This is a genomic window from Dolichospermum sp. DET69 (assembly GCA_017355425.1).
GTDB lineage: Bacteria > Cyanobacteriota > Cyanobacteriia > Cyanobacteriales > Nostocaceae > Dolichospermum.
Genome location: CP070233.1, coordinates 1,938,902 through 1,961,746, shown reverse-complemented (window position 1 = coordinate 1,961,746; position 22,845 = coordinate 1,938,902). Strand labels below are relative to the sequence as shown.

At 38.2% G+C, this 22,845-nt stretch carries 19 protein-coding genes, 1 tRNA gene and 2 pseudogenes; 12 read left to right on the top strand and 10 right to left on the bottom strand.

Going from position 1 to position 22,845, the window contains the following annotated elements; genetic code table 11:
- Positions 1-582: 582 nt before the first annotated feature.
- The gene (locus tag EZY12_09195) at positions 583-786 is read left to right on the top strand and encodes a hypothetical protein (protein QSX69736.1); all 204 of its coding nucleotides are present in this window, start codon (positions 583-585) and stop codon (positions 784-786) included.
- Here the strand turns inward: EZY12_09195 and EZY12_09190 are convergent.
- From EZY12_09190 to EZY12_09175, 4 genes are all read right to left on the bottom strand, one after another.
- Positions 783-1,184: a type II toxin-antitoxin system VapC family toxin gene (locus tag EZY12_09190; protein ID QSX69735.1), complete on the bottom strand. Its 402-nt coding sequence runs from the start codon at positions 1,182-1,184 to the stop codon at positions 783-785. The genes EZY12_09195 and EZY12_09190 overlap by 4 nt on opposite strands.
- The gene (locus EZY12_09185) at positions 1,177-1,449 is read right to left on the bottom strand and encodes an AbrB/MazE/SpoVT family DNA-binding domain-containing protein (protein ID QSX69734.1); all 273 of its coding nucleotides are present in this window, start codon (positions 1,447-1,449) and stop codon (positions 1,177-1,179) included. Before EZY12_09185 ends, EZY12_09190 begins: the two co-directional genes overlap by 8 nt.
- Before the next feature lie 429 nt (positions 1,450-1,878).
- Positions 1,879-2,703 (bottom strand): TlyA family RNA methyltransferase, encoded by an 825-nt coding sequence (locus tag EZY12_09180; GenBank protein ID QSX69733.1) that lies wholly within the window; start codon positions 2,701-2,703, stop codon positions 1,879-1,881.
- Between the two features lie 110 nt (positions 2,704-2,813).
- Positions 2,814-3,467, bottom strand: coding sequence for a DUF1361 domain-containing protein (locus EZY12_09175; protein QSX69732.1), 654 nt, complete (start codon positions 3,465-3,467; stop codon positions 2,814-2,816).
- 502 nt (positions 3,468-3,969) lie between these two features.
- Between EZY12_09175 and EZY12_09170 the strand changes: the two genes are divergently transcribed.
- On the top strand, positions 3,970-5,598 hold the full coding sequence (locus EZY12_09170) for a peptide chain release factor 3 (protein QSX69731.1): 1,629 nt from the start codon (positions 3,970-3,972) through the stop codon (positions 5,596-5,598).
- Here EZY12_09170 and EZY12_09165 read toward each other — a convergent pair.
- On the bottom strand, positions 5,595-5,771 hold the full coding sequence (locus tag EZY12_09165) for a hypothetical protein (GenBank protein ID QSX69730.1): 177 nt from the start codon (positions 5,769-5,771) through the stop codon (positions 5,595-5,597). The genes EZY12_09170 and EZY12_09165 overlap by 4 nt on opposite strands.
- 91 nt (positions 5,772-5,862) lie before the next feature.
- Between EZY12_09165 and EZY12_09160 the strand changes: the two genes are divergently transcribed.
- The 4 genes from EZY12_09160 to EZY12_09145 all read left to right on the top strand — a co-directional run bounded on the left by EZY12_09160 (position 5,863) and on the right by EZY12_09145 (position 14,077).
- A complete protein-coding gene (locus EZY12_09160; protein QSX69729.1) occupies positions 5,863-7,989 on the top strand; it encodes a M48 family metalloprotease in 2,127 nt (708 codons plus the stop codon).
- Positions 7,990-8,441: 452 nt separating this feature from the next.
- Complete coding sequence (locus EZY12_09155; protein ID QSX69728.1) at positions 8,442-8,984, top strand: RNA-binding protein; 543 nt, start codon at positions 8,442-8,444, stop codon at positions 8,982-8,984.
- A 962-nt stretch (positions 8,985-9,946) separates the two neighbouring features.
- Positions 9,947-11,215: a glycosyltransferase family 1 protein gene (locus tag EZY12_09150; GenBank protein ID QSX69727.1), complete on the top strand. Its 1,269-nt coding sequence runs from the start codon at positions 9,947-9,949 to the stop codon at positions 11,213-11,215.
- Between the two features lie 1,116 nt (positions 11,216-12,331).
- A complete protein-coding gene (locus tag EZY12_09145; protein QSX69726.1) occupies positions 12,332-14,077 on the top strand; it encodes an NFACT family protein in 1,746 nt (581 codons plus the stop codon).
- A 1,333-nt stretch (positions 14,078-15,410) separates the two neighbouring features.
- Here EZY12_09145 and EZY12_09140 read toward each other — a convergent pair.
- Positions 15,411-16,976, bottom strand: coding sequence for an iron uptake porin (locus EZY12_09140; protein QSX69725.1), 1,566 nt, complete (start codon positions 16,974-16,976; stop codon positions 15,411-15,413).
- 337 nt (positions 16,977-17,313) lie between these two features.
- On the opposite strand from EZY12_09140, the gene EZY12_09135 reads away from it, so the two are divergent.
- The 5 genes from EZY12_09135 (at position 17,314) to EZY12_09115 (ending at position 20,608) form a co-directional block, all read left to right on the top strand.
- Entirely contained in the window at positions 17,314-18,240 is a 927-nt protein-coding gene (locus EZY12_09135; GenBank protein QSX70596.1) for a zinc ABC transporter substrate-binding protein, read from the top strand.
- Positions 18,241-18,277: 37 nt separating this feature from the next.
- Entirely contained in the window at positions 18,278-19,069 is a 792-nt protein-coding gene (locus tag EZY12_09130) for a metal ABC transporter ATP-binding protein (GenBank protein QSX69724.1), read from the top strand.
- A gap of 115 nt (positions 19,070-19,184) precedes the next feature.
- On the top strand, positions 19,185-20,018 hold the full coding sequence (locus tag EZY12_09125) for a metal ABC transporter permease (GenBank protein QSX69723.1): 834 nt from the start codon (positions 19,185-19,187) through the stop codon (positions 20,016-20,018).
- A 77-nt stretch (positions 20,019-20,095) separates the two neighbouring features.
- Positions 20,096-20,168: transfer RNA gene (locus EZY12_09120), tRNA-Phe, on the top strand.
- Between the two features lie 176 nt (positions 20,169-20,344).
- A complete protein-coding gene (locus EZY12_09115; protein ID QSX70595.1) occupies positions 20,345-20,608 on the top strand; it encodes a DUF3596 domain-containing protein in 264 nt (87 codons plus the stop codon).
- A 107-nt stretch (positions 20,609-20,715) separates the two neighbouring features.
- On the opposite strand, the gene EZY12_09110 is transcribed toward EZY12_09115, so the two are convergent.
- The 3 genes from EZY12_09110 to EZY12_09100 are packed head-to-tail and all read right to left on the bottom strand — an operon-like array spanning position 20,716 to position 21,752.
- Positions 20,716-21,126 (bottom strand): HEPN domain-containing protein, encoded by a 411-nt coding sequence (locus EZY12_09110; protein QSX69722.1) that lies wholly within the window; start codon positions 21,124-21,126, stop codon positions 20,716-20,718.
- On the bottom strand, positions 21,119-21,445 hold the full coding sequence (locus tag EZY12_09105; protein ID QSX69721.1) for a nucleotidyltransferase domain-containing protein: 327 nt from the start codon (positions 21,443-21,445) through the stop codon (positions 21,119-21,121). The genes EZY12_09110 and EZY12_09105 overlap by 8 nt, the downstream gene beginning before the upstream one ends.
- A gap of 37 nt (positions 21,446-21,482) precedes the next feature.
- Complete coding sequence (locus EZY12_09100; GenBank protein QSX69720.1) at positions 21,483-21,752, bottom strand: hypothetical protein; 270 nt, start codon at positions 21,750-21,752, stop codon at positions 21,483-21,485.
- 308 nt (positions 21,753-22,060) lie between these two features.
- Between EZY12_09100 and EZY12_09095 the strand changes: the two are divergent.
- A pseudogene (locus EZY12_09095) lies at positions 22,061-22,273 on the top strand (hypothetical protein).
- Positions 22,274-22,285: 12 nt separating this feature from the next.
- Here the strand turns inward: EZY12_09095 and EZY12_09090 are convergent.
- Positions 22,286-22,768: pseudogene (locus EZY12_09090) on the bottom strand (transposase).
- Between the last annotated feature and the right edge of the window lie 77 nt (positions 22,769-22,845).

The window sequence follows — 22,845 nt, the reverse complement described above, 5'->3', positions numbered from 1 at the left end:
CGGACTTAAACAAAAATTAAGCCCAAAGAAAGACCAAACTGGCGATATTCGCAGTCAATACTTCATGATAAACTACCAGCTGATCAAAAAAGTTTCCAGCCTTTTTGCAATTAAATGTGCTTTAAAACTCATATTACAGTTATTTTCAGGTAAATGAACCACGCTGATATATCTCATGCATACTGCAAGGCTGAGTGTAAGTACAAGTAAAAACTCAATGCAGTATTTTATACAAATTTTTAGCTACCAAAAGACTGATCAAACATTAATAGCCAACTGGACAATAAATAAATAGCAAATAGGTCTATGTCAATTCATACAAAGCCTTGTTAGCTTAATTCTAAGGCAATCAGAGTTGAGTACATAATGGCTACCAAAACACTGACCAAACCGAAGCGCAAACAAAGCTCTCAAACTCGCTCCTGGGAAAACCTGACAGACCGCCGTAAACTCCGCCATATAGAAAACACCCTAGATAAAGCGATTCCTAGGTCGCGCTGTATGCTATCACTGAATCAATTCAGAACTCTAGGACAAAATAAAGCTATAATTTTCTCAAGAATAAAGAGGTAAAAACTATTTATGTCACAGCTTGAACAAATTGAAACTGCAATTCTCTCACTTCCATCTCATGATTTTGAGAAACTGAGACAATGGTTTTTAAACCTAGATTATGAACTTTGGGATGAGCAGATAGAACGTGATATTGCAGATGGTAAGTTGGAAGCATTAGCAGCAGAAGCGTTAGCGAAATTTACCGAAAGTATAAATGAGTTTGAGCGTTAACGAATTAAATTAATTGTAATTCCCAGAGATAAACTACTCCAAACTTTATCTGCTGTTAATACAGGTAAATTCAGGCGTTTACCTAAAGCAAGACAAGCACGATCTCCTAATGATAATCCTGCACTTTTGGTTAAAGGTCGAAATTTAGCTATAGTTATAGCATCTTCCTCATTACAAGCAATAATTTCTAGACTATTTTCTAATAATCCTTCATCTCTCAATCGTTTAATAATTTCCTCTGGTGATTCTCCTAAATCAACAACTTTTGACAATACCTCTACCCAATTAATAATACTGATATAGCACCCATCAATCAACGCATTTTCTACAATTTCCGCCCCGGTTTCATCTCTAAGATAAGCTAAAAAGGCAGAAGCATCTAACACAGATTTATTCACTTAAATACTCCTGTCTCCGTTCCTGGATAAGTTCATCTACCAAGTTTCTATCAGGTGATTTATATTTTAATAAACCTCTTAATTTTTTAACTTGTTGTTTGAGGCTGATTAATTGAAGTTTGCCATTATCTTCAAGAGTTAAAATTAATCTATCTCCTGATTCTAAATTCAGCATGGTTTGGATTTCTTTAGGTAAAGTCAAACGTCCTTCTGGTTCAATATCAAGTGTATATTGTTGAGGAATTGATAAATTAGCAAGTGTCATAGTTGAATATTTCCTTGTTTTATAGCCATTTACATTTTAGCAAAACTCTCATAGCTAAAACATCTTAGCTTTCGCTTTATTTTTGACCCCTATTTATCAATCTCCATTGCCAAATTTTCAAAATTAGTAATTGTTACAAAAGAAGGGAACAGGGAACAGGGAACAGATAAGAAACACTCATTTGCACCAGTTTAAAGCTCAGTCAAAAAAAAGATGTTTTTACAAGATGCGTAGCCCGAAAAAAACAGTGTCATTATTTCAATCTCATGTTTTTAAACATGAGTTTTTCCTGTTAGAAAGTTGCCCGTTCCCTGTTCCCTCTGAATTCTACATCAGGGAATTTTGCCGTTATTTTCAATTCTATTCTCTAATCTAGAAATAGCAGGTTGTTTAATTTGCAACTTTTCAGCTAATTGAGTTGATTACTCATCATTTTTTCCCAAACTCCTGAATTACTTGTTTAGTAATTTCTTGAATTGCTGCTAAAGTTGGCGGTATGATTTCACTTTCCATTCCCAACCATAAAAGATATTCAATATTTCCCGCCGGTCCAGTTATGGGCGACCAAGTTAAACCCTGATATTTCCATCCCAACTCTAACGCCCCTTTCATAACATTAAAAATTGCATCAGCTTGGTCACGAGGATCGCGGACAACACCTTTTTTCCCTATCCGAGACCTGCCAACCTCAAATTGTGGTTTTACTAGCAATACAGCCTCTCTGGGAGCTTGTGTTAATTGCCATACAGCGGGCAAAATTTTAGTTAGGGAAATAAACGAAACATCCACAACTATTAAATCAGGAAGTATGGCATTTTCAGCATATAATTCTTCTGGTTGTAATTGACGTAAATTCGTGCGTTCTTTTAAAATTACCCGTTCATCATTTCTGATTTTCCAGTCAACTTGTCCATAGCCAACATCTACACCATAAACTTGTTTTGCGCCAGCTTGTAATAAACAATCAGTAAAACCACCTGTCGAAATTCCCCCGTCTAAACAAATGCGTCCAGCTACAGAAATCGCAAAAAATTCTAAAGCCTTAGCCAGTTTTTCACCACCACGAGAAACAAAAGGAGGACGTTCTTTAACTTGGATTTTGGCGGTAATATCCACTTCAGTTCCGACTTTATCAACCTTATGTTGATTGACAGTTACTTCTCCAGCTTGAATTAGTCGTTGTGCTTGCTGACGGGAGGGAGATAAACCTAAATCTACTAATAATGTGTCTAGTCGCTGTTTAACTAATTTCACTTTTTATAGTTGTTTATTTGTACTTTCTTATTCTAAATCGTGAATATGAAATTTTTTGTTGATATCCCCGACTTCTTTAAGAAGCGAGGGATATTAATTTTATTATGTCATTAGTTAATATTGTGAATATGGTGATCATTTTGTGAAGTAACACCCTTATGAACAAAAGCTAAAGTAATTCGTTTCATAAACCAATATAAGCCCCAAAGAATTACAAAAGTAATAGCAATAATTACCAACGGCTGTTTACCAAGTATTTCCTCTACACCTTTAGTGATTATGGCATCTGGTTGAGTAATAAAATCCCAACTATTAAACCGCAAAAATCTGCCCCAATAAATACCAACAGCAGAAAGAGCATGAGTTATCAACTCAACAGGAAAAATCCATTTACTTTTACCATTTCGATGTAAATAGTAACCCAAATTTATTAAAGATATGACATAAGCTTCAAATCCGCCAAAAATGACGACAATATAAACAGGAAATAAGACTAATGTAATCATCCATACTGACTGAACTCGGCGAATATCATCTATCAAATGAATAACATCAGTTAATAAATAAGGTGCATTTGGTAAAAAAGCATAGAAACTCAGAAATCCTAGCCACCAAACCCATGAACCTCCGCGTTTACTGCGAAACAGCCAAACACTCAAAGCCAAAGGGATAAAAGCCAGAAATAGATTCCAAGTCATCCACCGCATATTCACTTGTAAAACTTGTAAAACCGTTGTTATTAATTCAATCACTTCTGCTTTCATGGAATTGAAATGTATAGAATAAATTAAGTTTTTGTTTACACAGTATTTGCAGTTGTGAACTTTCAACAACTCTAAAAACATTGTATGCAAAACTCCATTTTATATCACTGTTGCAGGAAACGGCTATCTTTGATATTTTTTGTCATACAGCAACTAACACGCAGATATTAAAAGACTTTGAAACATCTTTATCTGTGTTCATCTGCGTTCTATTATTCTAAATATTTTATTTTACCCAGCGTTATATTTATTAAATAGAGACGAATGCTTTTGGAAAACTTCAGTCCCTATATATATGGGCGCACAGATTTTCACTATACTGTTATAATAGTAAAAAGTTTGGGATTTGTCAACTACCTCATCCATAATTTCCTGATAGCGTGGTGAGGCGTAAGCCATATTAAGATTAAATCAGAGTAAGAATTAATAGAATTTACGACTTTGTTTGCCAGTCCTGAAAAAGATTACATTTAATTAAGTTAGAAAAAAACAAATTACAAATATGTCCATTGAACTGCAAGCAGAACTAGGTCAAGCGGTAGAACAACGTCGCAACTTTGCGATTATTTCTCACCCTGATGCTGGTAAAACTACACTAACAGAAAAACTATTATTATACGGGGGTGCTATTCACGAAGCGGGAGCAGTAAAAGCCCGTAGAGACCAGCGAAAAGTAACTTCTGACTGGATGGCAATGGAACAACAACGGGGAATTTCCGTAACTTCAACGGTGTTACAATTTGCCTACCGCAATTGTCAAATTAATTTACTCGACACTCCTGGACACCAAGATTTTAGTGAAGACACCTATCGAACTTTGGCCGCAGCCGATAATGCAGTTATGCTGATAGATGCGGCTAAAGGTTTAGAACCCCAAACCCGGAAACTATTTGAAGTATGTAAAATGCGGGGTATCCCGATTTTTACCTTTGTGAATAAACTCGACCGTCCCGGCAGAGAACCGATAGAATTGTTGGATGAGATTGAGAAAGAATTAGGATTACAGACTTATGCTGTGAATTGGCCTATTGGCATGGGCGATCGCTTTAAAGGCGTATTTGACCGACAACAGCAGCAAGTTCATTTATTTGAGCGGAGTTCTCATGGTAGTAAAGAAGCAAAGGAAACTATCCTTAATATAGGCGATAGTCAAATTGAGACCTTAATAGAAAAAGGACTCTACCATCAACTTAAAGATGAGTTAGAACTCTTAGAAGGAGTTTGTCCAGAACTAGATTTAGACTTAGTACACGCAGGTAAAATGACCCCAGTTTTCTTTGGCAGTGCCATGACAAACTTCGGGGTGGAATTATTCCTCAACAACTTCCTAAACTTTGCCCTCAAACCAGGTATACATAGTAGCAGCGTCGGTGACGTTCCTCCTACCTATCCAGAATTTACAGGATTTATTTTCAAACTGCAAGCGAACATGGATCCGAAACACCGAGACAGAATAGCTTTTGTCCGGGTCTGCACAGGCAAGTTTGAAAAAGATATGACAGTAAATCATGCTCGAACTGGCAAAGTTGTCCGTCTATCTCGTCCACAAAAACTATTTGCCCAAGAAAGGGAATCTATTGATGTCGCGTATCCAGGAGACGTAATTGGTTTAAATAATCCAGGTGTTTTCGCAATTGGCGATACAATTTATACAGGGCAAAAATTAGAGTATGAGGGAATTCCCTATTTTTCCCCTGAACTATTTGCTACGTTGAGAAATCCCAACCCTTCAAAATTTAAACAGTTTCAAAAAGGTGTTTCTGAATTACGAGAAGAAGGTGCTGTACAAATTATGTACTCAGTTGATGAAGCCAAGCGTGATCCAATTTTAGCAGCGGTTGGTCAGTTGCAATTTGAGGTCGTACAGTTCCGCTTACAAAATGAGTATGGTGTAGAAACTATTCTCGATTCATTACCCTACAGTGTTGCCCGTTGGGTTGAAGGTGGTTGGGAAGCACTAAAACAGGTAGGACGTTTATTTAATACTACTACTGTTAAAGATAGCATGGGACGACCAGTATTATTATTCCGCAATGAATGGAATTGTCAACAGTTAGAAGGTGATCATCCAGAATTAAAATTAAGTGCTACCGCTCCCGTCTTTTCCAACCAACAACCAGTTGAAAATTAGAACAAACAGGGAACACCGGAACAGAAAGAAAATTTCTTTCTTCTTCTTTCTTCTTCTTTCTTCTTCTTTCTTCTTCTTTCTTCTTCTTTCTTCTTCTTTCTTCTTCTTTCTTCTTCTTCCTTCGTGTTCTTCGTTCCTATCCCTGACGGGACGCTTGCGCGAACGTGGTTCATTAACTCCTTCTTCCTGACTCCTTCCCATTATCAGGGCATCTCAATTTAGTGCTACTTGTCACCCAAAACAGATTGGAGTACCAAAAATTGTATGCCTTCCCACGCTGAATCATGTTTAGAGGCTGGTTTAGCTGCCCTCAAGCAGGGGAATTACTATACAGCGATCGCTAACCTGGAACCACTGGCCAAAGAACAAAGCGAAAAAAAGATTTGTTTACAGGCACAAGTGGGGTTAGTTATGTCCTATGCCCGCACTGGTGAAGTCTCTAAGGCGATCGCTCTGTGCCAAAATCTAATTGCTAATAGTAATCCTCGAGTTCAAGAGTGGGCAATACTTGCTCTTGAACACCTGCATAAACGCAAAAACCAGCAGAAAAAATCCCGCAAAACTAATACTCAACTTGTTACCAGTTCAAATCCTGCCCAACAACAGCCACAAACCGCTTATGTTGGTGCTGATGGTGACACCAATATCAAACCCGTTAGTATATATTGGCGAAATGCTAGGCGTGCTAAAGTCTGGCAACCCCTCCGCAAGCCGAATATTATCCCTTCCCGACTACTTGCCATCTTCACATTCATAGCACTGTTTTGGATGGGACGAGAGCTGCTAAAATTGGTACTGGTTTCAATTAATCAAATTTTATATCAACTGCCATACTTAGAACCCATCCAGATATTATATCGTGATCCTAGTAACTTACTTTTAGGACTATTTATCATCTTGATGGTATTCTCCCCTTGGTTACTCGACTGGGTACTAACAAGATTTTCTGGTCAAGAAGAGTTAACCAAAGAGAAATTAAATTCCTACAGCCGAGAAACATTAAGGGTATTACAACGCGCCTGTCAACAGCAGCACTGGCCAACCCCCCAACTAAGAATCTTACCAATTTCTGCCCCCATGATCATCAGTTATGGCAACCTACCCCGCACAGCCAGAATCACTGTTAGTCAAGGTTTATTACAACAACTGGCAGATGATGAAATAGCTGCCATCTATGCTTTATCTTTAGGGCAATTGGGTCGTTGGGATTTTGGGGTGATGTCCCTAGTTTTACTGGTGACAATGCCATTCTATGGAATATACCAGCAAATATCAGTTTGGGGAAATCAACATCAAAGTAAAATTTGGCTTTGGCCTGCTACAGTTTTAGCAGCCATTAGCTATATGAGTTGGTGTCTGTTCACGGGTACAGCCTTGCTTAACTCCCGATTGCGGCTTTACCATAGCGATCGCCTGTCTGCCGAAATCACTGGTAATCCCAATGGATTAATTCGCGCCTTACTAAAAATATCCATTGGTGTAGCTCATGATGTCGGACTCAAAGAACAAACCTGTTGGCAGTTAGAAAGCCTGAATCTTCTCGCCCCTGTTGCATATCAACACAGCATAGTTCTAGGCAGTGCCGCCGGACATCTACCTTTTGAATCATTTTTCAAGTGGGAAAATTTTCATCCCTACCGCCAATGGTTTACCATCAACAGTTGTCATCCGGCAATGGGCGATCGCATCGAACATCTTTGTCAAATAGCTCGCCATTGGCATTTAGACAGTGAATTATATCAAACAAATCCACCACAACCCATTCTGATTAAGCCCCAAGCCTTTTGTTTACAAATTGCTCCTTGGTTGGGAATCCCCCTTGGTGTTGTGTTTGCTAGTCTGATTTGGTTAATTTGGCAAACAGCATACAGCTTACATTTGTTAAACTTGAAGTGGATTTATGACAATTGGTCTTTTGTTACAGGTTGTATGTTGATCGGCTTTAGCATTGGTACAGTCATGCGGATAAATGCTTTATTTCCCGATATTACGCCTGTTAATGTTCAAAAAAACGAAAACTTCACCAACCTATTGGCAGATCCCGCTATTTTACCAATTGATAGCATTAGAGTCTGTTTTACTGGTAAACTGTTAGGCCGTCCTGGAATTGGTAATTGTTTAGCGCAAGACCTAATTCTACAAACTAGCCAAGGTTTAATGAAATTACATCATATTCCCTGGTTAGGAAAGTCATTCAATCCTCAAGACTTGATTGGCAGACAAATCACAGTTACAGGTTGGTTACGACGGGGGGCAAGTCCTTGGATTGATATCCAAACCCTAGAAACTCAAAGTGGCAAAAAAATTAATAGCCCTCATCCTATTTGGTCTACTGTCATCGCAGTTGTTGCCCAAGCATGGGGTGCTTATATTATGCTCACTGGTCAGTAGGAAAAATCATCTTCTCTATGCTTTTTGCCTCTTGCTTTAAAAATGTGTTTTATGTTACGATTAGATAATACTATTGGCTATGAGCGGAAAAGTTTCTGCTGAACTAGCTACGTGGAAAGTACCATGATAATGTTAAGCAATGGTATTTTGTTCTGCGGGCAAGAATTGACAAGAATGAATTTACTGTGGTGGATAGTTGGCTATTAAATTAACAATTTCTAAAATTAAAGTCATATTAGGCCACGGGTGCATACGCGCTTTCGTGCCAAATAAGCTTGATCCCAACAAAAAACTGTATTCTATAAGTTGATAGCATGGCTTAAGCCACGCTACAATATCGGATTGCAGAAATTGGTTTGTGGCAGTTTTAGTCCATAGTATTTATTCAAAAACCAAAGCCAATTGATTGTTTTTGTCTTGCCCTGTTTAATCCCAATCTAGAGGTATAGTCCATGTCCATTCGCCTATATATAGGAAATTTGCCCAAGGAAGAAATAGATCGTCAAGATTTGCAAGCTGTGTTTGCAGAAGAAGGCGATGCTGTCACCACTAAACTAATTAAAGACCGTAAAACAGGCAAATGCCGTGGTTTTGGTTTTTTAACGGTGAATAATGACGAACAAGCAGATCAAATTATTGAAAAATATAATGGTCAAATGTTCAAAGATACACCCATCAAGCTAGAAAAGGCTTTACCACGGACTAAAGGTGAGGAAGGTGACGAACAACAACAACAACAACAACCACCAGTCCCCAAACCAGTAATCCAAGGTAGTAGCGGTAGTAGTTCTCCTGTTCCTGCTGGTAGCAAAGAAGGCGGCCGTCGAGATCGGGATCGAGATCGGGATAGAAACAAAAAATCTCGCCGTGGTAGCGGTGGTGGTGCGCGTGAGACTGCTACTAGCGTTGATAACGAAGCTTTTCGTCCAGATCCACGTTGGGCAGCGGATTTAGAAAAGCTAAAACAGATGTTGGCTGCACAAACTACCAACTAAATTATCTGTTTAGAGAACTACACAAAAAAGATGACCTGCTTGCAGTAGCGCTAGTTCTACGCTATCCAATATTGTGGGATGGGCATCTGGTCCTTCCTTGTATTATTAGGGGACTTTTCGGCCCGCACCACAAGAAATTTGGGATATTTTTTTAATTGGAAGTCTCTTAGAGAACTCCACAAAAAAGATTATCCAATTTTGTGGGATGGGCATCTTGCCCGTCCTTGTATTATTAGCGGGCAAGATGCCCGCACCACAAGAAAATTTGGGATATTTTTTTAATTGGAAGTCTCTTAATCAATTTGTTTTGAGAGTAATTCTTAAAGCTTATTGTGTATCGGCATCAGCGTGTAGAAATTTCTTTCTCAATAGGATCAACAGACAGTGCAGGTAGCCATATAAGGTTATCTGCACTATTTATTTTGGCAATTTTTGAGGTTTGACAGTGTAATTACACGAAATTTGTGATTTTTTGCTAAAACTGTATCTAAATTAACAAAAATTCTGACAATGTAGGAATAGTATAAGCCAATACACTTATCTTTATTAGATCAGTGCTTTTGAAAATGACGGCAATTAAGGTGATATTTTCGGCAATTTAATTTTGGTGTGTTTACTTTAATGAAAATTATTTTGATTGCTTGAACTTTGTAAATAATGAACTGTAAATATCTAACTTAAGATGTGGCGTTGCTACTTCAGATAGGTTTTATCATTGATTAACTAATATATCATGATAGATAATATTCGCTTGTCCATATAAAAAGATAGATAAAAATATCTATCAAAGGTATTAAGTATAAATATAGAACGTGGGGGAAAATAACCAATATTTTGGCAATAATTAAAATAGAATAAATATTAATTATTCAAAGTTCCCTCAAAAAACACAGATTTCAGTTTAATAAGTGCAAGTTGAAACCTCCCTTCTATCTTGTTAAAATCAGGAACATAACAAATCTATGAAAGCTACCACTAAAAAACAGATTGCTTTAATTTCAGTTCACGGTGATCCAGCAATTGAAATAGGCAGAGAAGAAGCAGGAGGACAAAATGTTTATGTCCGCCAAGTGGGTGAATCCCTAGCACAGCTAGGATGGCAAGTGGATATGTTTAGTCGGAAAGTTAGTGCTGATCAAGAAACGATAGTTCAACATAACTCTAATTGTCGGACTATTCGTTTAACAGCAGGTCCTGTGGAATTTGTGCCAAGAGATCAGGGCTTTAAGCATTTGCCAGAATTTGTAGATCAGTTAATTAAATTCCAAAAAGAAGCCGGGATTAAATATGATTTAGTTCATACTAACTATTGGTTATCTGGTTGGGTAGGAATGGAATTAAATATTAGACAAGGAACTAAACAGGTTCATACCTACCATTCTTTAGGAGTGATCAAATACAACACCATAGAAAATATTCCTCTGGTAGCAAGTCAACGTTTAATAGTAGAAAAAGAAGTATTAGAAACAGCAGAAAGAATTGTTGCTACCAGTCCCCAAGAACAGGAACATATGCGATCGCTTGTTTCCCAGAAAGGTAAAATTGATATTATTCCCTGTGGGACAGATATTCAACAATTTGGTTCAGTGGAAAAACAAGCCGCAAGAGCTACTTTAGGAATTGATCCAGAAGCTAAAGTGGTGTTATATGTGGGGAGATTTGACCCTCGTAAAGGCATAGAAACCTTAGTAAGGGCAATGGGTGAATCTAAGTTTTATGAATCAAAACAATTGCAGTTGATTATTGGTGGTGGTTGTACACCTGGAAATAGTGATGGTCAAGAGCGCGATCGCATTGAGGCAATTGTCAACGAATTAGGGATGAGTGAATGCACGTCCTTTCCTGGTTGTCTGAGTCGAGAGATATTACCAGCTTATTATGCCGCTGCTGATGTTTGTGTTGTTCCCAGTCACTACGAACCCTTTGGATTAGTAGCAATTGAGGCTATGGTCTGTGGTACACCTGTTGTGGCTAGTGATGTCGGTGGGCTGCAATTTACCGTTGTCAATGAAGAAACTGGTTTATTAGTACCGCCGCAAGATGTCCCGGCTTTTAATCATGCTATTGATAAAATTCTCAGTCATCCTGCATGGCAGCAAAAATTGGGGAAAGCTGCTAAAAGTCGTGTTATCAATAAATTTAGCTGGAATGGTGTAGCTAGTCAGCTAGATGAGCTATATACCCAACTGTTGCAGCAGTCTGTCAGACAACCTGCATTGGTTAGTAAATAGGAAACAAGCAACAGGAAATAGACAAGAGGCAAAAAGTAAGAATAAGCGACACGAGGGATTTTAATCCCTGTTGTATGTTACAATAGAAGGGAACAGGGAACTCTTAACTGGAAATAAGAAACACTCATTTGCACCAGTTTAGAGCTTCAGTCAAAAAAAAGATGTTTTTTAAGATGCGTAGCCCGAAAAAAAACAGTGTCATTATTTCAATCTCATGTTTTTAAACATGAGTTTTTCCTGTTCCGGTGTGCCTATTCCCTGTTCCCTCTGAAAATTAAATTGTGAGTAAGAACAAAAAACATCTATGTGTTGAAGCATCCTAGTACGGAGAAATCCCGGCTCATAAGAAACAACGGTTAGGTTCAAGCCCTAACGGCAGTATGACTTGAAAGAGCGAGTAATGGCAGAGTGTGGAGCGTACCAAGTCTTGGCTTAGTGATGGATTCACAAAAACAATAAAAGTAAGCGCAATCTCAACACCTTGATTGGCAGTTGTTTTGAGCGTCTAGGCGGCGTTTGGCGGTCGCAGCGAGATTAGATTAAACTAAACTCTTAATCTAATTCTGTCAGTAGAATCTCAATGGCTGTCTTCCCTGAGAGTGTCAATAGTGCATAGTTGTAAGATAGGAAAGCATCAAGTAAGCTCTAAACATACTTGCAGTTAGACGGTAAAATGATGGAAGTTCAAGAAATCAAAAAATTCCCGAAACCCAGGAAACAAGAAAGCGAATCCCAAAATTTTCAGCACGTCAAGATCCTTGACTGCAACGAACCAGTATGCAGGGTGATTTGTGAGTGTTGGCACTGCAAACAAGGGATATTATGTGAGGTAGATGTATCATCTTCACAGTATTTAGAGGTGGAATGTCCCAGTTGTGGAAGAAGTGCTGTAAGATTAATGGCCGAAAAGGTGATTTCTACTACACCTATCCCTTCACCATGGCAAGGATAACCGAATTTTAGATTTTAAATTTTGGATTTTGGATTAAAGATGCAAAATCCAAAATTTTTATCTGAAATCAGGGAACATATAAAGAAGAACCCCAAAAATATTTATTTAATGAACCAGGAAAATACTAAAGAAAGTAATTTTATAGCCAAAAAGGGGTAATTGTTTTGCAACCCCTGGACTTTACCGCTTTAACCGCCGCTTGTGGCGAAATCCGCGCAAATTGGTTACCTGCACGCATAGAACAAGTATATCAACGCGATCGCTTTACCATTGCTATTGCCTTACGAACCTTAAATCAACGGGTTTGGCTGGATATTTCCTGGCATCCCCAAGCCGCACATATTTGTATTAGTGAACCACCACCACGCGCCCCCGATACTTTTACTTTTAGTCAACAGTTGAGACATCAATTAGGTGGGTTGGCTTTAGTGGGAATTGAGGCTATTTCCCCTTGGGAACGGGTTATTGATTTACAATTTGCCCGTCGTCCTGGAGAGGATGCTCTTTATCACGTTTATGCGGAAGTGATGGGCAAATATAGTAATGTAATTTTAACTGATGCTAGTAATGAAATTATCACCGCTGCCCATCAAGTTAGTCAGCAACAATCTAGCGTTCGTCCCATTCAAACCGGACAAAATTATGAAACACCACCGAAACTCCCAGGGAAAATCCCCAATTTAAGCGAATCTCTTGAACGCTGGCAAGAAAGAGTAAGTTTAGTCCCTGGGGGAATTAAACGCCAGTTACTTAAAAGTTATAGTGGTTTAAGTTCGGCTTTGCTAGATACCATGCTTTTCGCGGCCAATATTGCATCAGATACCAACACAGATGCACTTACTCCCCAGAATTGGCAAAGTTTATTTCAACGCTGGCAAGAATGGTTACAAGCTTTAGATGTTGGTAAATTTCAACCTGCTTGGACAGAAAATGGATATACAGTTATGGGTTGGGGTGGAATCGCACCAACCAAGAATATTCAAGAGTTACTTTACCGTTACTATACTGACCAACTGAATGAACAGGTATTTGTGCAACTGCGTCATCAGTTAAGTCAGAAATTGTTAAATATTTTAACTAAGTTACGCGTCAAAAGGAAAACTTTTAGCGATCGCTTGCAACAATCAGATCAAGCTGAGGAATATCGTCAAAAAGCTGATTTATTAATGGCTAACCTGCAACACTGGAAACCAGGAATGCAGGAAATTAGTTTACCAGATTTTGAAACTGAACAGCCAATTGCGATCGCTCTTTTACCAGATAAAAACGCCGTCCAAAATGCCCAAAAGCTTTACAAACAGAACCAAAAGCTAAAACGCGCCCGTGGAGCTGTCGAACCCCTACTATTTGCAGTCCAAGCCGAAATTGACTATCTCGAACAAGTAGAAGCGACAATCTCTCAGATAGACAAATACCAAAATCCAGAAGATTTACAGGCCCTAGAAGAAATCCGAGATGAACTTATTGGGCAAAAATATCTAGAAGATCCAGGATATCGCAGTCGTAGTAGCAATGACACCCCCGGCACTAATTTTCATCGTTACCGTAGTCCTAGCGGCTTTGAAGTCCTCATTGGTCGCAACAATATCCAAAATGATCAATTAACATTCCGCGTCGCTGGAGACTATGATTTGTGGTTTCACGCCCAAGAAATTCCGGGGAGTCATGTTCTACTGCGTCTAGAACCCGGTACAGTTGCCGAAGAAGCCGATTTACAATTTACTGCTAATCTAGCTGCTTATTTCAGTCGCGCCCGTCAAAGTGATCAAGTACCAGTAGTTTACACCCAACTCAAGCACGTTTATAAACCCAAAGGAGCAAAACCAGGACTTGTAATTTATAAACATGAAACTATTATTTGGGGAAAACCACACGTAGGGGCGCAGGGCCTGCGCCCAATTATTAGTTAGTTGTCAGTCTATCATCTTCCCTAGAATAGAAAACCTATTCACCCAAGGGCAGATATTTTTTGAGATATTTTTATGAAAAAACTGTACTGGCTGTTACAATCTTGTTAATAAAAGTTGCCCGTTGAATTTTGGGAACGCGCAATTTGGTTTTGACTCTACTGAGAAGATAACTCGAACAACGTTTTTTTATAGGCCAGCCCTGTGGGAGGGGCTGGTCTTTTTGTTGTCATTTTCAAAATCACGTTAATCACACTCATCATAAAAATCACAGTTCAGACATTTTTCCCCAAAAAGAACAGAAACATCTGAACTATGATTTGTGAGATTTATTTGATTGCTATGACAAAATCACGTTAATCACACTCATCATAAAAATCACAGTTCAGACATTTTTCCTCAAAAAGAACAGAAACATCTGAACTATGATTTGTGAGATTTATTTGATTGCTATGACAAAATCACGTTAATCACACTCATCATAAAAATCACAGTTCAGACATTTTTCCCCAAAAAGAACAGAAACATCTGAACTATGATTTGTGAGATTTATTTGATTGCTATGACAAAATCACGTTAATCACATTCATCATAAAAATCACAGTTCAGACATTTTTCCTCAAAAAGAACAGAAACATCTGAACTATGATTTGTGAGATTTATTTGATTGCTATGACAAAATCACGTTAATCACATTCATCATAAAAATCACAGTTCAGACATTTTTCCTCAAAAAGAACAGAAACATCTGAACTATGATTTGTGAGATTTATTTGATTGCTATGACAAAATCACGTTAATCACACTCATCATAAAAATCACAGTTCAGACATTTTTCCTCAAAAAGAACAGAAACATCTGAACTATGATTTGTGTGATTTATTTGATTGCTATGACAAAATCACGTTAATCACACTCATCATAAAAATCACAGTTCAGACATTTTTCCCCAAAAAGAACAGAAACATCTGAACTATGATTTGTGAGATTTATTTGATTGCTATGACAAAATCACGTTAATCACACTCATCATAAAAATCACAGTTCAGACATTTTTCCTCAAAAAGAACAGAAACATCTGAACTATGATTTGTGAGATTTATTTGATTGCTATGACAAAATCACGTTAATCACACTCATCATAAAAATCACAGTTCAGACATTTTTCCTCAAAAAGAACAGAAACATCTGAACTATGATTTGTGAGATTTATTTGATTGCTATGACAAAATCACGTTAATCACACTCATCATAAAAATCACAGTTCAGACATCTTTTCCCAAGGGGAACAGAAACATCTGAACTATGATTTGTGAGATTTATTTGATTGCTTTGATTAGAAACTGAAAGTAGTTCTTAAAGCGCCAATCACTACATTATCATTGGTATCATTGTGATCTGGGGCTGTTAGCCAAATCACAGCAGGAGTTAGGGTGATATTGTCGCTGAGTTTATATTGATAAAATCCCTCAATGTGATAAGAGGTATTTGGATCTTTCGTAACTCCAGCAAAACTAGAACTTGTGACTTTTGGTTCCATACCAACTATCACACCAGCTAAATTCCCTTTTTTACCCAAGTCTGGGAAACCAAGAGTAACAGCATAGTTAAAAGTATCTACGTCTCCCTTTGTCCCTGTCAAAACTTTACTATTGGTATAGCCAGCCCAACCACCTAGCACAAATTTCTGACTAATACCCAATGATGCTTGGACACCGTAAGAATTACTAGAAAAAGCTTCACCATCAAAGGTAGATGTGGCGTTATTACTACCTGTGAGTAGTGGTTGTTTATAAGAATTGATGTAGGTTAAACCCAGAGAAATGCGATCGCTTGGTTTAACAGTTAATTGCGCTAAAGCCCCGTAACTCCCATCAAACAAACCATTGCCAGGAGTGGGGTTATTAGCAGTACCACTCAAATAACCTAAACTGAGGGCTAATTTATCACCAAACTGATGGTTAATGGCTATACCCTTATCACCTAATTGTCCATAAATCGGGTTTCTTGTGCCGAAAGTAGACACAGCCCCAAATGCACCATCACCATCAAACAGGTTGACTGTACTGGTAACATCGTCTGCTGCACCAGCATTAGCAATTAGTTTTACCTGAGTATTTTTACCAACAGGGAAAGCATAGAATAAAGCATCAATAGCAGCGGTGGTATTACCAGTAGTACCAGCAAAAAACAAGTTTCCCTCTGAGGTATTAATGCCAGGGCTAAGAATATTATTAGCCTGGATTCTGGTAAAAAGTGTATCTTTTCCAGTAAAACTGCTGACCAGTTCAATTCGCGCCCTTGAGCCTAAAGTGGTATTTTTACCAGTAATGTCCGTACCATTAACTTGTTTGTTTGATAAAACATCACTAACAACTGCAACAACTTGCCCTTGCAACTTAGTGGTAGTAGAAAATTGATTGGCTTCTAACTCAGCAGTTTTGGCTTCTACTGCATCTACACGCCCCCGTAAGGTGGCTAATTCTGCGGAAAATTCCGCTTGCAATTTTTGGATTGTGGCTAAATCTTGTTTTGTCGTCAAATCAGCAGTAGCAGTAGCAATTAATTCATTGACTCGATCTAAACAGGCATTTAAACCGGCTGCAAACTCATATCGTGATAACGCCCGATTACCCCGATAAGTCCCATTAGGATAACCTGCAATACATCCATAGCGTTCTACCAATGATTGCAAAGCCTGAAACGCCCAATCATTAGGTTGGACATCGGATAACTGAGATACGGAGGTAACTTGAGATACTATCTCTTCTTGACTATTATTATTAACTTGTTGTTCTGAATTATTTGCTGGTACTGTTTCTGCCCATGCACCAGAAGTTATAGACAGTATGGCACTGATAATGGTTGAACTGGTAATTAGAGATGTCCGCAATTTTTGCATTTTTCCTCACACCCGTGTTTAAAGTTGCTCATGCCATACTTTATTTAGTACAGCTATTAATAATTATTATCAACATACTAGCAGTTCTAAGTACGTTTCTTGCAATGAAAAGTTAAGAGATCTTTATGACTTGGTAATATCTAAGTATACGACAGTATTATCTGAAATCCCAAAACATTCTGTAATTTTAGATACAGTAGCATTTTTTTGTAACTTGTATGAGAATGAATCTCATTATGATAATATAGTCACAATTAAGTTTTATAGTCAACCAGAAACAGTGAAAAGCCCTAAGAAAATCCAAACAGATAGAAAAAAAAGAAATTTCTTACCGCTGATGACCTTAATCATGTTGTCAGCAGTTTATGGATGTAATAATAGTAATAGTAGTGAAGTTGTCAAAATAGAACAAACACCAGCACAAAAGTTACCAAAAACCAAAGTAGTTACAACATTTTTACCAGTTTATTTGTTTACTAAAGCGGTAGCTGGAGATGTAGCAGATGTGGAGATTTTAGTTAAGCCTGGTACGGAAATACACGAATATCAAGGGACACCAACTAATGTCAAAGCGATCGCTACAGCCAGTATATTAATAAAAAATGGTTTAGGGTTGGAGGAATTTCTCACAGATACCATTAAAAATGCCGAGAATTCTCAATTAATAGAAATTGATGCTAGTCAAGGTATTCAAGCGATTAATAAAAGTTCCCCGAGAGATACAACAGCAACAGGAGAACATGATCATAATCACTCATCTGGTAATCCCCATGTTTGGTTAGATCCAGTTTTAGCAAAACAGCAAATCATTAATATTCGCAATGGTTTAATTACCGCAGATCCCAAAAATAAAGTCAATTATCAAGCTAATGCAGCGGTATATATTCAGGAATTAGATAATTTAAATAAGGAATTTGAACAAACTCTTAAACAAACACCCAACTGCACCTTTATCACTTTTCATGATGCTTTTCCCTATCTTGCCAAACGTTATCAACTCAAACAAGTAGCTGTGGTAGAAATTCCTGAAAAGCAACTTTCACCCACGGATGTGCAAAAAGTGATAAATACAGTTAAAAAATACAAAGTTAAAGCCTTATTTAGCGAACCGGGGTTAGACAACAAATTACTAACAAGTATTTCTCAGGATTTGGGGTTAACTGTGCAGACTTTGGATTCTTTAGAAACTGGTGATACCAATCCACAGTATTATTTTAAAGCAATGAAAACTAATTTAGAGACGTTAGCCACCGGGTGTAAGTAATTCAAAATTAAGAAATATAATTCAAATCCTAACTTCCATGAATGACGAACAAGCAGAAATTACATTACCAGTATTAAAAGTTTCCGGGTTAACAGTCTACCAAAATACCTATTTAGCTGTGCGAGATGTTTCTTTTGAATTATTACCGGGGACAGATACAGCCATAGTCGGTCCTAATGGGGCTGGGAAAAGTACCTTAATCAAAGCTATTTTAGATTTAATTCCCCGAAGTGCGGGAACAATTGCAGTTTTTGGTCGGCCAATTGACCGATTAGGAAGTTTGCGTAACCAGTTGGGATATATGCCACAAAACTTTATTTTTGATCGCAGTTTTCCGATTTCGGTAAGTGAGTTAGTTGCTTTAGGAATAGGTAATAAGAAACATTCATTTTTCTCATCTTTTCCGAAATTTTGGCAACAAAAACGGGAAACATCAGCAGCAGTCACCGCAGCTTTACACCGGACTGATGCTTATCGCTTGCGAAATCAGGCTATTGGGACTCTTAGTGGTGGTCAATTGAAGCGGGTATTGTTAGCTTACTGTTTAGTAACACCACGAAAATTGTTAGTATTGGATGAAGCTTTTGCTGGGGTAGATGTCCAAGGGACAACAGATTTTTATGCTTTATTAAATGAATTAAAACGAGAAGAGAATTGGACAGTGTTGCAAGTTTCCCATGATATTGATATGGTAAGCCGTCATTGCGATCGCGTCATCTGTCTGAATCAAACTCTTGTTTGTTCTGGTAAACCGGAAATAGCCCTTTCCCCACAAAATCTTCTCGCTACCTATGGACCAGGTTTTACTCGCTACGAACATCATCATTAAAAATTTAGAATTTAGAATTTAGAATCAAAAATGGATGAAATAAATTAAGTATCAGGGAATTTTTACTTTTTCTTTCTTCTTCTTCTTCTTCTCCTGACTCGGTGACTCCTCTTATATGACCATTAACTATCATGACTTAGTGAATTTATTGCAATTTCCTTTTATGCAGCGTGCCATTATGGGTGCTGTATTAATGGGGATATTGGGCGGTTTACTAGGCAGTTTTGTCACTTTACGTCAGTTATCTTTTTTTAGTCATGCGGTTGGTCATGCAGCCTTGGTAGGTGTGGCGTTAGGCGTGCTACTCAACACTAATCCTACTTGGATGTTACTCCCTTTTACTTTAATCTTTGGGGTTGTTGTTCTTTACCTAATTGATAAAACTGATTTAGCTAGTGACAGCGTTCTCAGTATAGTCCTATCAGGGGCGTTAGCAATCGGTGTCATTCTCACCAGTTTTATTAAAGGATATCGCGGTAACTTAATGGGGGTGCTATTTGGCGATATTTTGGCTATAGATAACACAGATTTAATTTTGACGCTGTTGGTACTTGTGGGTAGTAGCGTTTTTTTATTATCAACTCTGCCACAACAGATTTTATTAACTCTTAATCCTGATGTTGCTCAAGTGCAAGGCATACCTGTGCAATTATATCGCTATGGGTTTGTAGTTTTGCTATCCCTCGCGGTTGCTGTAGCGATTAAAGCTGTGGGTGTTTTATTGGTAAATGCGTTTTTGGTAATTCCGGCTGCTACAGCCAAACTCATGAGTCACCATTTCAGCAGCTTTCTGATTCTATCAGTGGTTGTTGGTTCTATTAGTAGTATCGCGGGAATGATGGTTTCTGGGTTGTTTAACCTGGCTTCTGGACCGAGTATTGTTTTTGTGCAGTTTCTGGTATTTGTGGCTGTGTTTAGCTGGGTGAAGTTGACAATAAAGGTTAGCTAAAATTATTTTAGATAACCCCTTGACTTATCTTTTTTCCTATGCTAAATTCAATATCGGTGGTGAAGAAAACCCCCCCTGCCGGGATAGCTCAGTTGGTAGAGCAGTGGACTGAAAATCCACGTGTCACGAGTTCAAGTCTCGTTCCTGGCATTAATTAGAATAGCTAAAATCCTTGTTAATCAAGGTATTTTGATAACTCCTGCTGGAATTAAGTAAATTTATAGCGGGAGTTTTTGTATTTTTGGGGTTGACTATGAATTGACTATGATGATACAGAGCAGAGGAGAAATGATAGTCAAAAGGACGGAAGGAATATGGTAATGAAGGTGGAACAGAAAGCATCTCAAGGTTCAGTCGGTGTCGAAACGTTCCAAGACAGACTCAAACTGCGTTTACCATGTCACTTATTTGGGGGGAAACAAAAGTATCTCACTTTGGGAATGTCAGATACATCAGAAAATCGCAAGCTTGCTGAGGCTAAAGCGAAACAGATAGAATCAGATATTGCATTTGAACGCTTTGACCCGACATTAGCTAAATATAAACCTCAAATTCATTTAACCCTTGTTGCAACAACAGTAGTTAGCTGATAGGATTATCTGCTAAAGCTTGATAAATTTGTTGGATTAGGTTTTCAGATAACTATGATCCATACTTAATCTGCTACTTGCCACGATATAATAATACCAGAAGTATCTTACTCACGGTCAAATTCACTTGGCAATTTTTGAATAACGAAGTCTATAACTAAAGTAGCCATCTCCAATGCCTCCTCAGCTTCGGATCTTTCCGGCTCAATTACATCCCCTGGATATCGAAATTCTGTTGCATAAGGGGTCAAAGTGTCCGCTATATCTTTTAAATCATGAAACCCAGGTTCAAACAATGAACAGATATCTAACAAAACATCCAAATCATGGGTTTTTTTGACTACCTGCTCTTGATATGTCAAATAAGCCTTTAATGCTTTTTCGGCAGCCTGTTGACAATGGTAAACAACAGCATCCAACAGAGATTCTTCATTATTAAGTAACACATACCCAGCCTTTAAATCTCGCTGGCTCTTGATTAACCACTGTCTAGTTTCTGCAAATTTTGCGTTATCCATACAGGAGTTTACCCTGATGTATTACTTGATTGACTAGTGAGTTGGCTACACTAGCCTTGAGTTCAACTTCTGAGCGGGTCATCACCAGAATATCTTTTGGAATACCAATACCACGCAAAGCTTTATATGCCTGACGCGCTCGACGATAGCGTGGTTCATCTGATTTTGAGATAATCACCAATAAATCAATATCGCTATCCTCAGTCGGTTCACCGTAAGCATAAGAGCCGAACAAAAAAATCTGTTCTGGTTCGAGCGCGCTCACCAGTCGGTTAGTAATTTCATTTAGAAACTGAGTGCTTAAATGCTTGGCAGCCATAAAATTTAACTTATTCTAATACTTTCTCTAAAATACACTAAACACGATGGGGCAATGAACTTTTGCAAAATTTTGAACAACCAAAGCGATCGCCATGATTAATATTAATATTATTATAGATTAGGCTGGTTTTAGAGAAGATTAATGCACGTTTGGTGTTCCCAATCACCAATTGCGGTTTGATGGCATATCTACGAATACAGTTACTAATTTTACATCTATGGTGAGCGATCGCTACTGCATTGAATATTTTAAAAATCCCTAAACCAATTAATTTTGTAGGGGCAAACCCCCTGTGGTTGCCCATAAATCAGGGTAGCCACGGGGGCGCTACCCCTACATTAAATCCAAAGGTCAAAAGCGATCGCTACTGCATTGAATATTTTAAAAATCCCTAAACCAATTAATTTTGTAGGGGCAAACCCCCTGTGGTTGCCCATAAATCAGGGTAGGCACGGGGGCGCTACCCCTACATTAAATCCAAAGGTCAAAAGCGATCGCTACTGCATTGAATATTTTAAAAATCCCTTATAATTCCTGTGAGGATAGCGTAAGCGCTGCTGCAAGGGGTTCACCCTTTACCAAAGTTTGAATTCTACAAATTAACTGATTTCGGATAAATTTATGGCCACTGAGGATGAAAACTGGTTGCCAGGTATTTACTTTCCGTCACAATTACTGCTGACTGGAGTAATTGCCATTGATAAGTTAGCGAATACTCCAGAAACTCTCTGGTTGAGGATTTTAGGTAAAGGAATAATTCAACAAGCTGCAATTAATGAAGTAATTGCTTTACCCGAAGATGATAGCAAACGCTATACTATTATGAACTACCCCATCTTACTTCGTTGAAGATGGGGTTTCTACATCCCCATCAGTAAGTTGAGATTTTTGACGTTTCACACGACCTAGTTGCTTCATACTTCCAGCATTCTTGCGTTTGCTAGTGTTTGAAGTAGAGCTAGAATCATCTACGTCTGAGAGGCTAGTTCCTAACCCCTGTAGATTATTTGAGTGCCAAAGTAGCATGACTTCTGCGGCGGCGATATCGCGCTGTTGGGTATACCCGCAGTTATTGCAAACGTGAGTTCGTTGGTCTAAAGTTTTTTTCTCTTGATGTCCACATTTTGGACAGGTTTGAGATGGTTTCACCTTGCTAGTAGGTACTTCTACAAACAAGCCACCAATGTCTGATAATTTCGCTTTTAGAGCGGACTTTATCATCCCCATTCCTACATCAAGAATTGATTTATTCAACCCAGCTTTTTGCTTTTTACGTTTACCTTTTTTGGCTTTGGCACTCATGTTTTTGACTTCTAATTTATTAAACTCAACGAGGTTGTCACCAACCCCGTTGGTCTTCAAAACCGTGCATGAAAGTTTCCCTTCACACGGCTCCT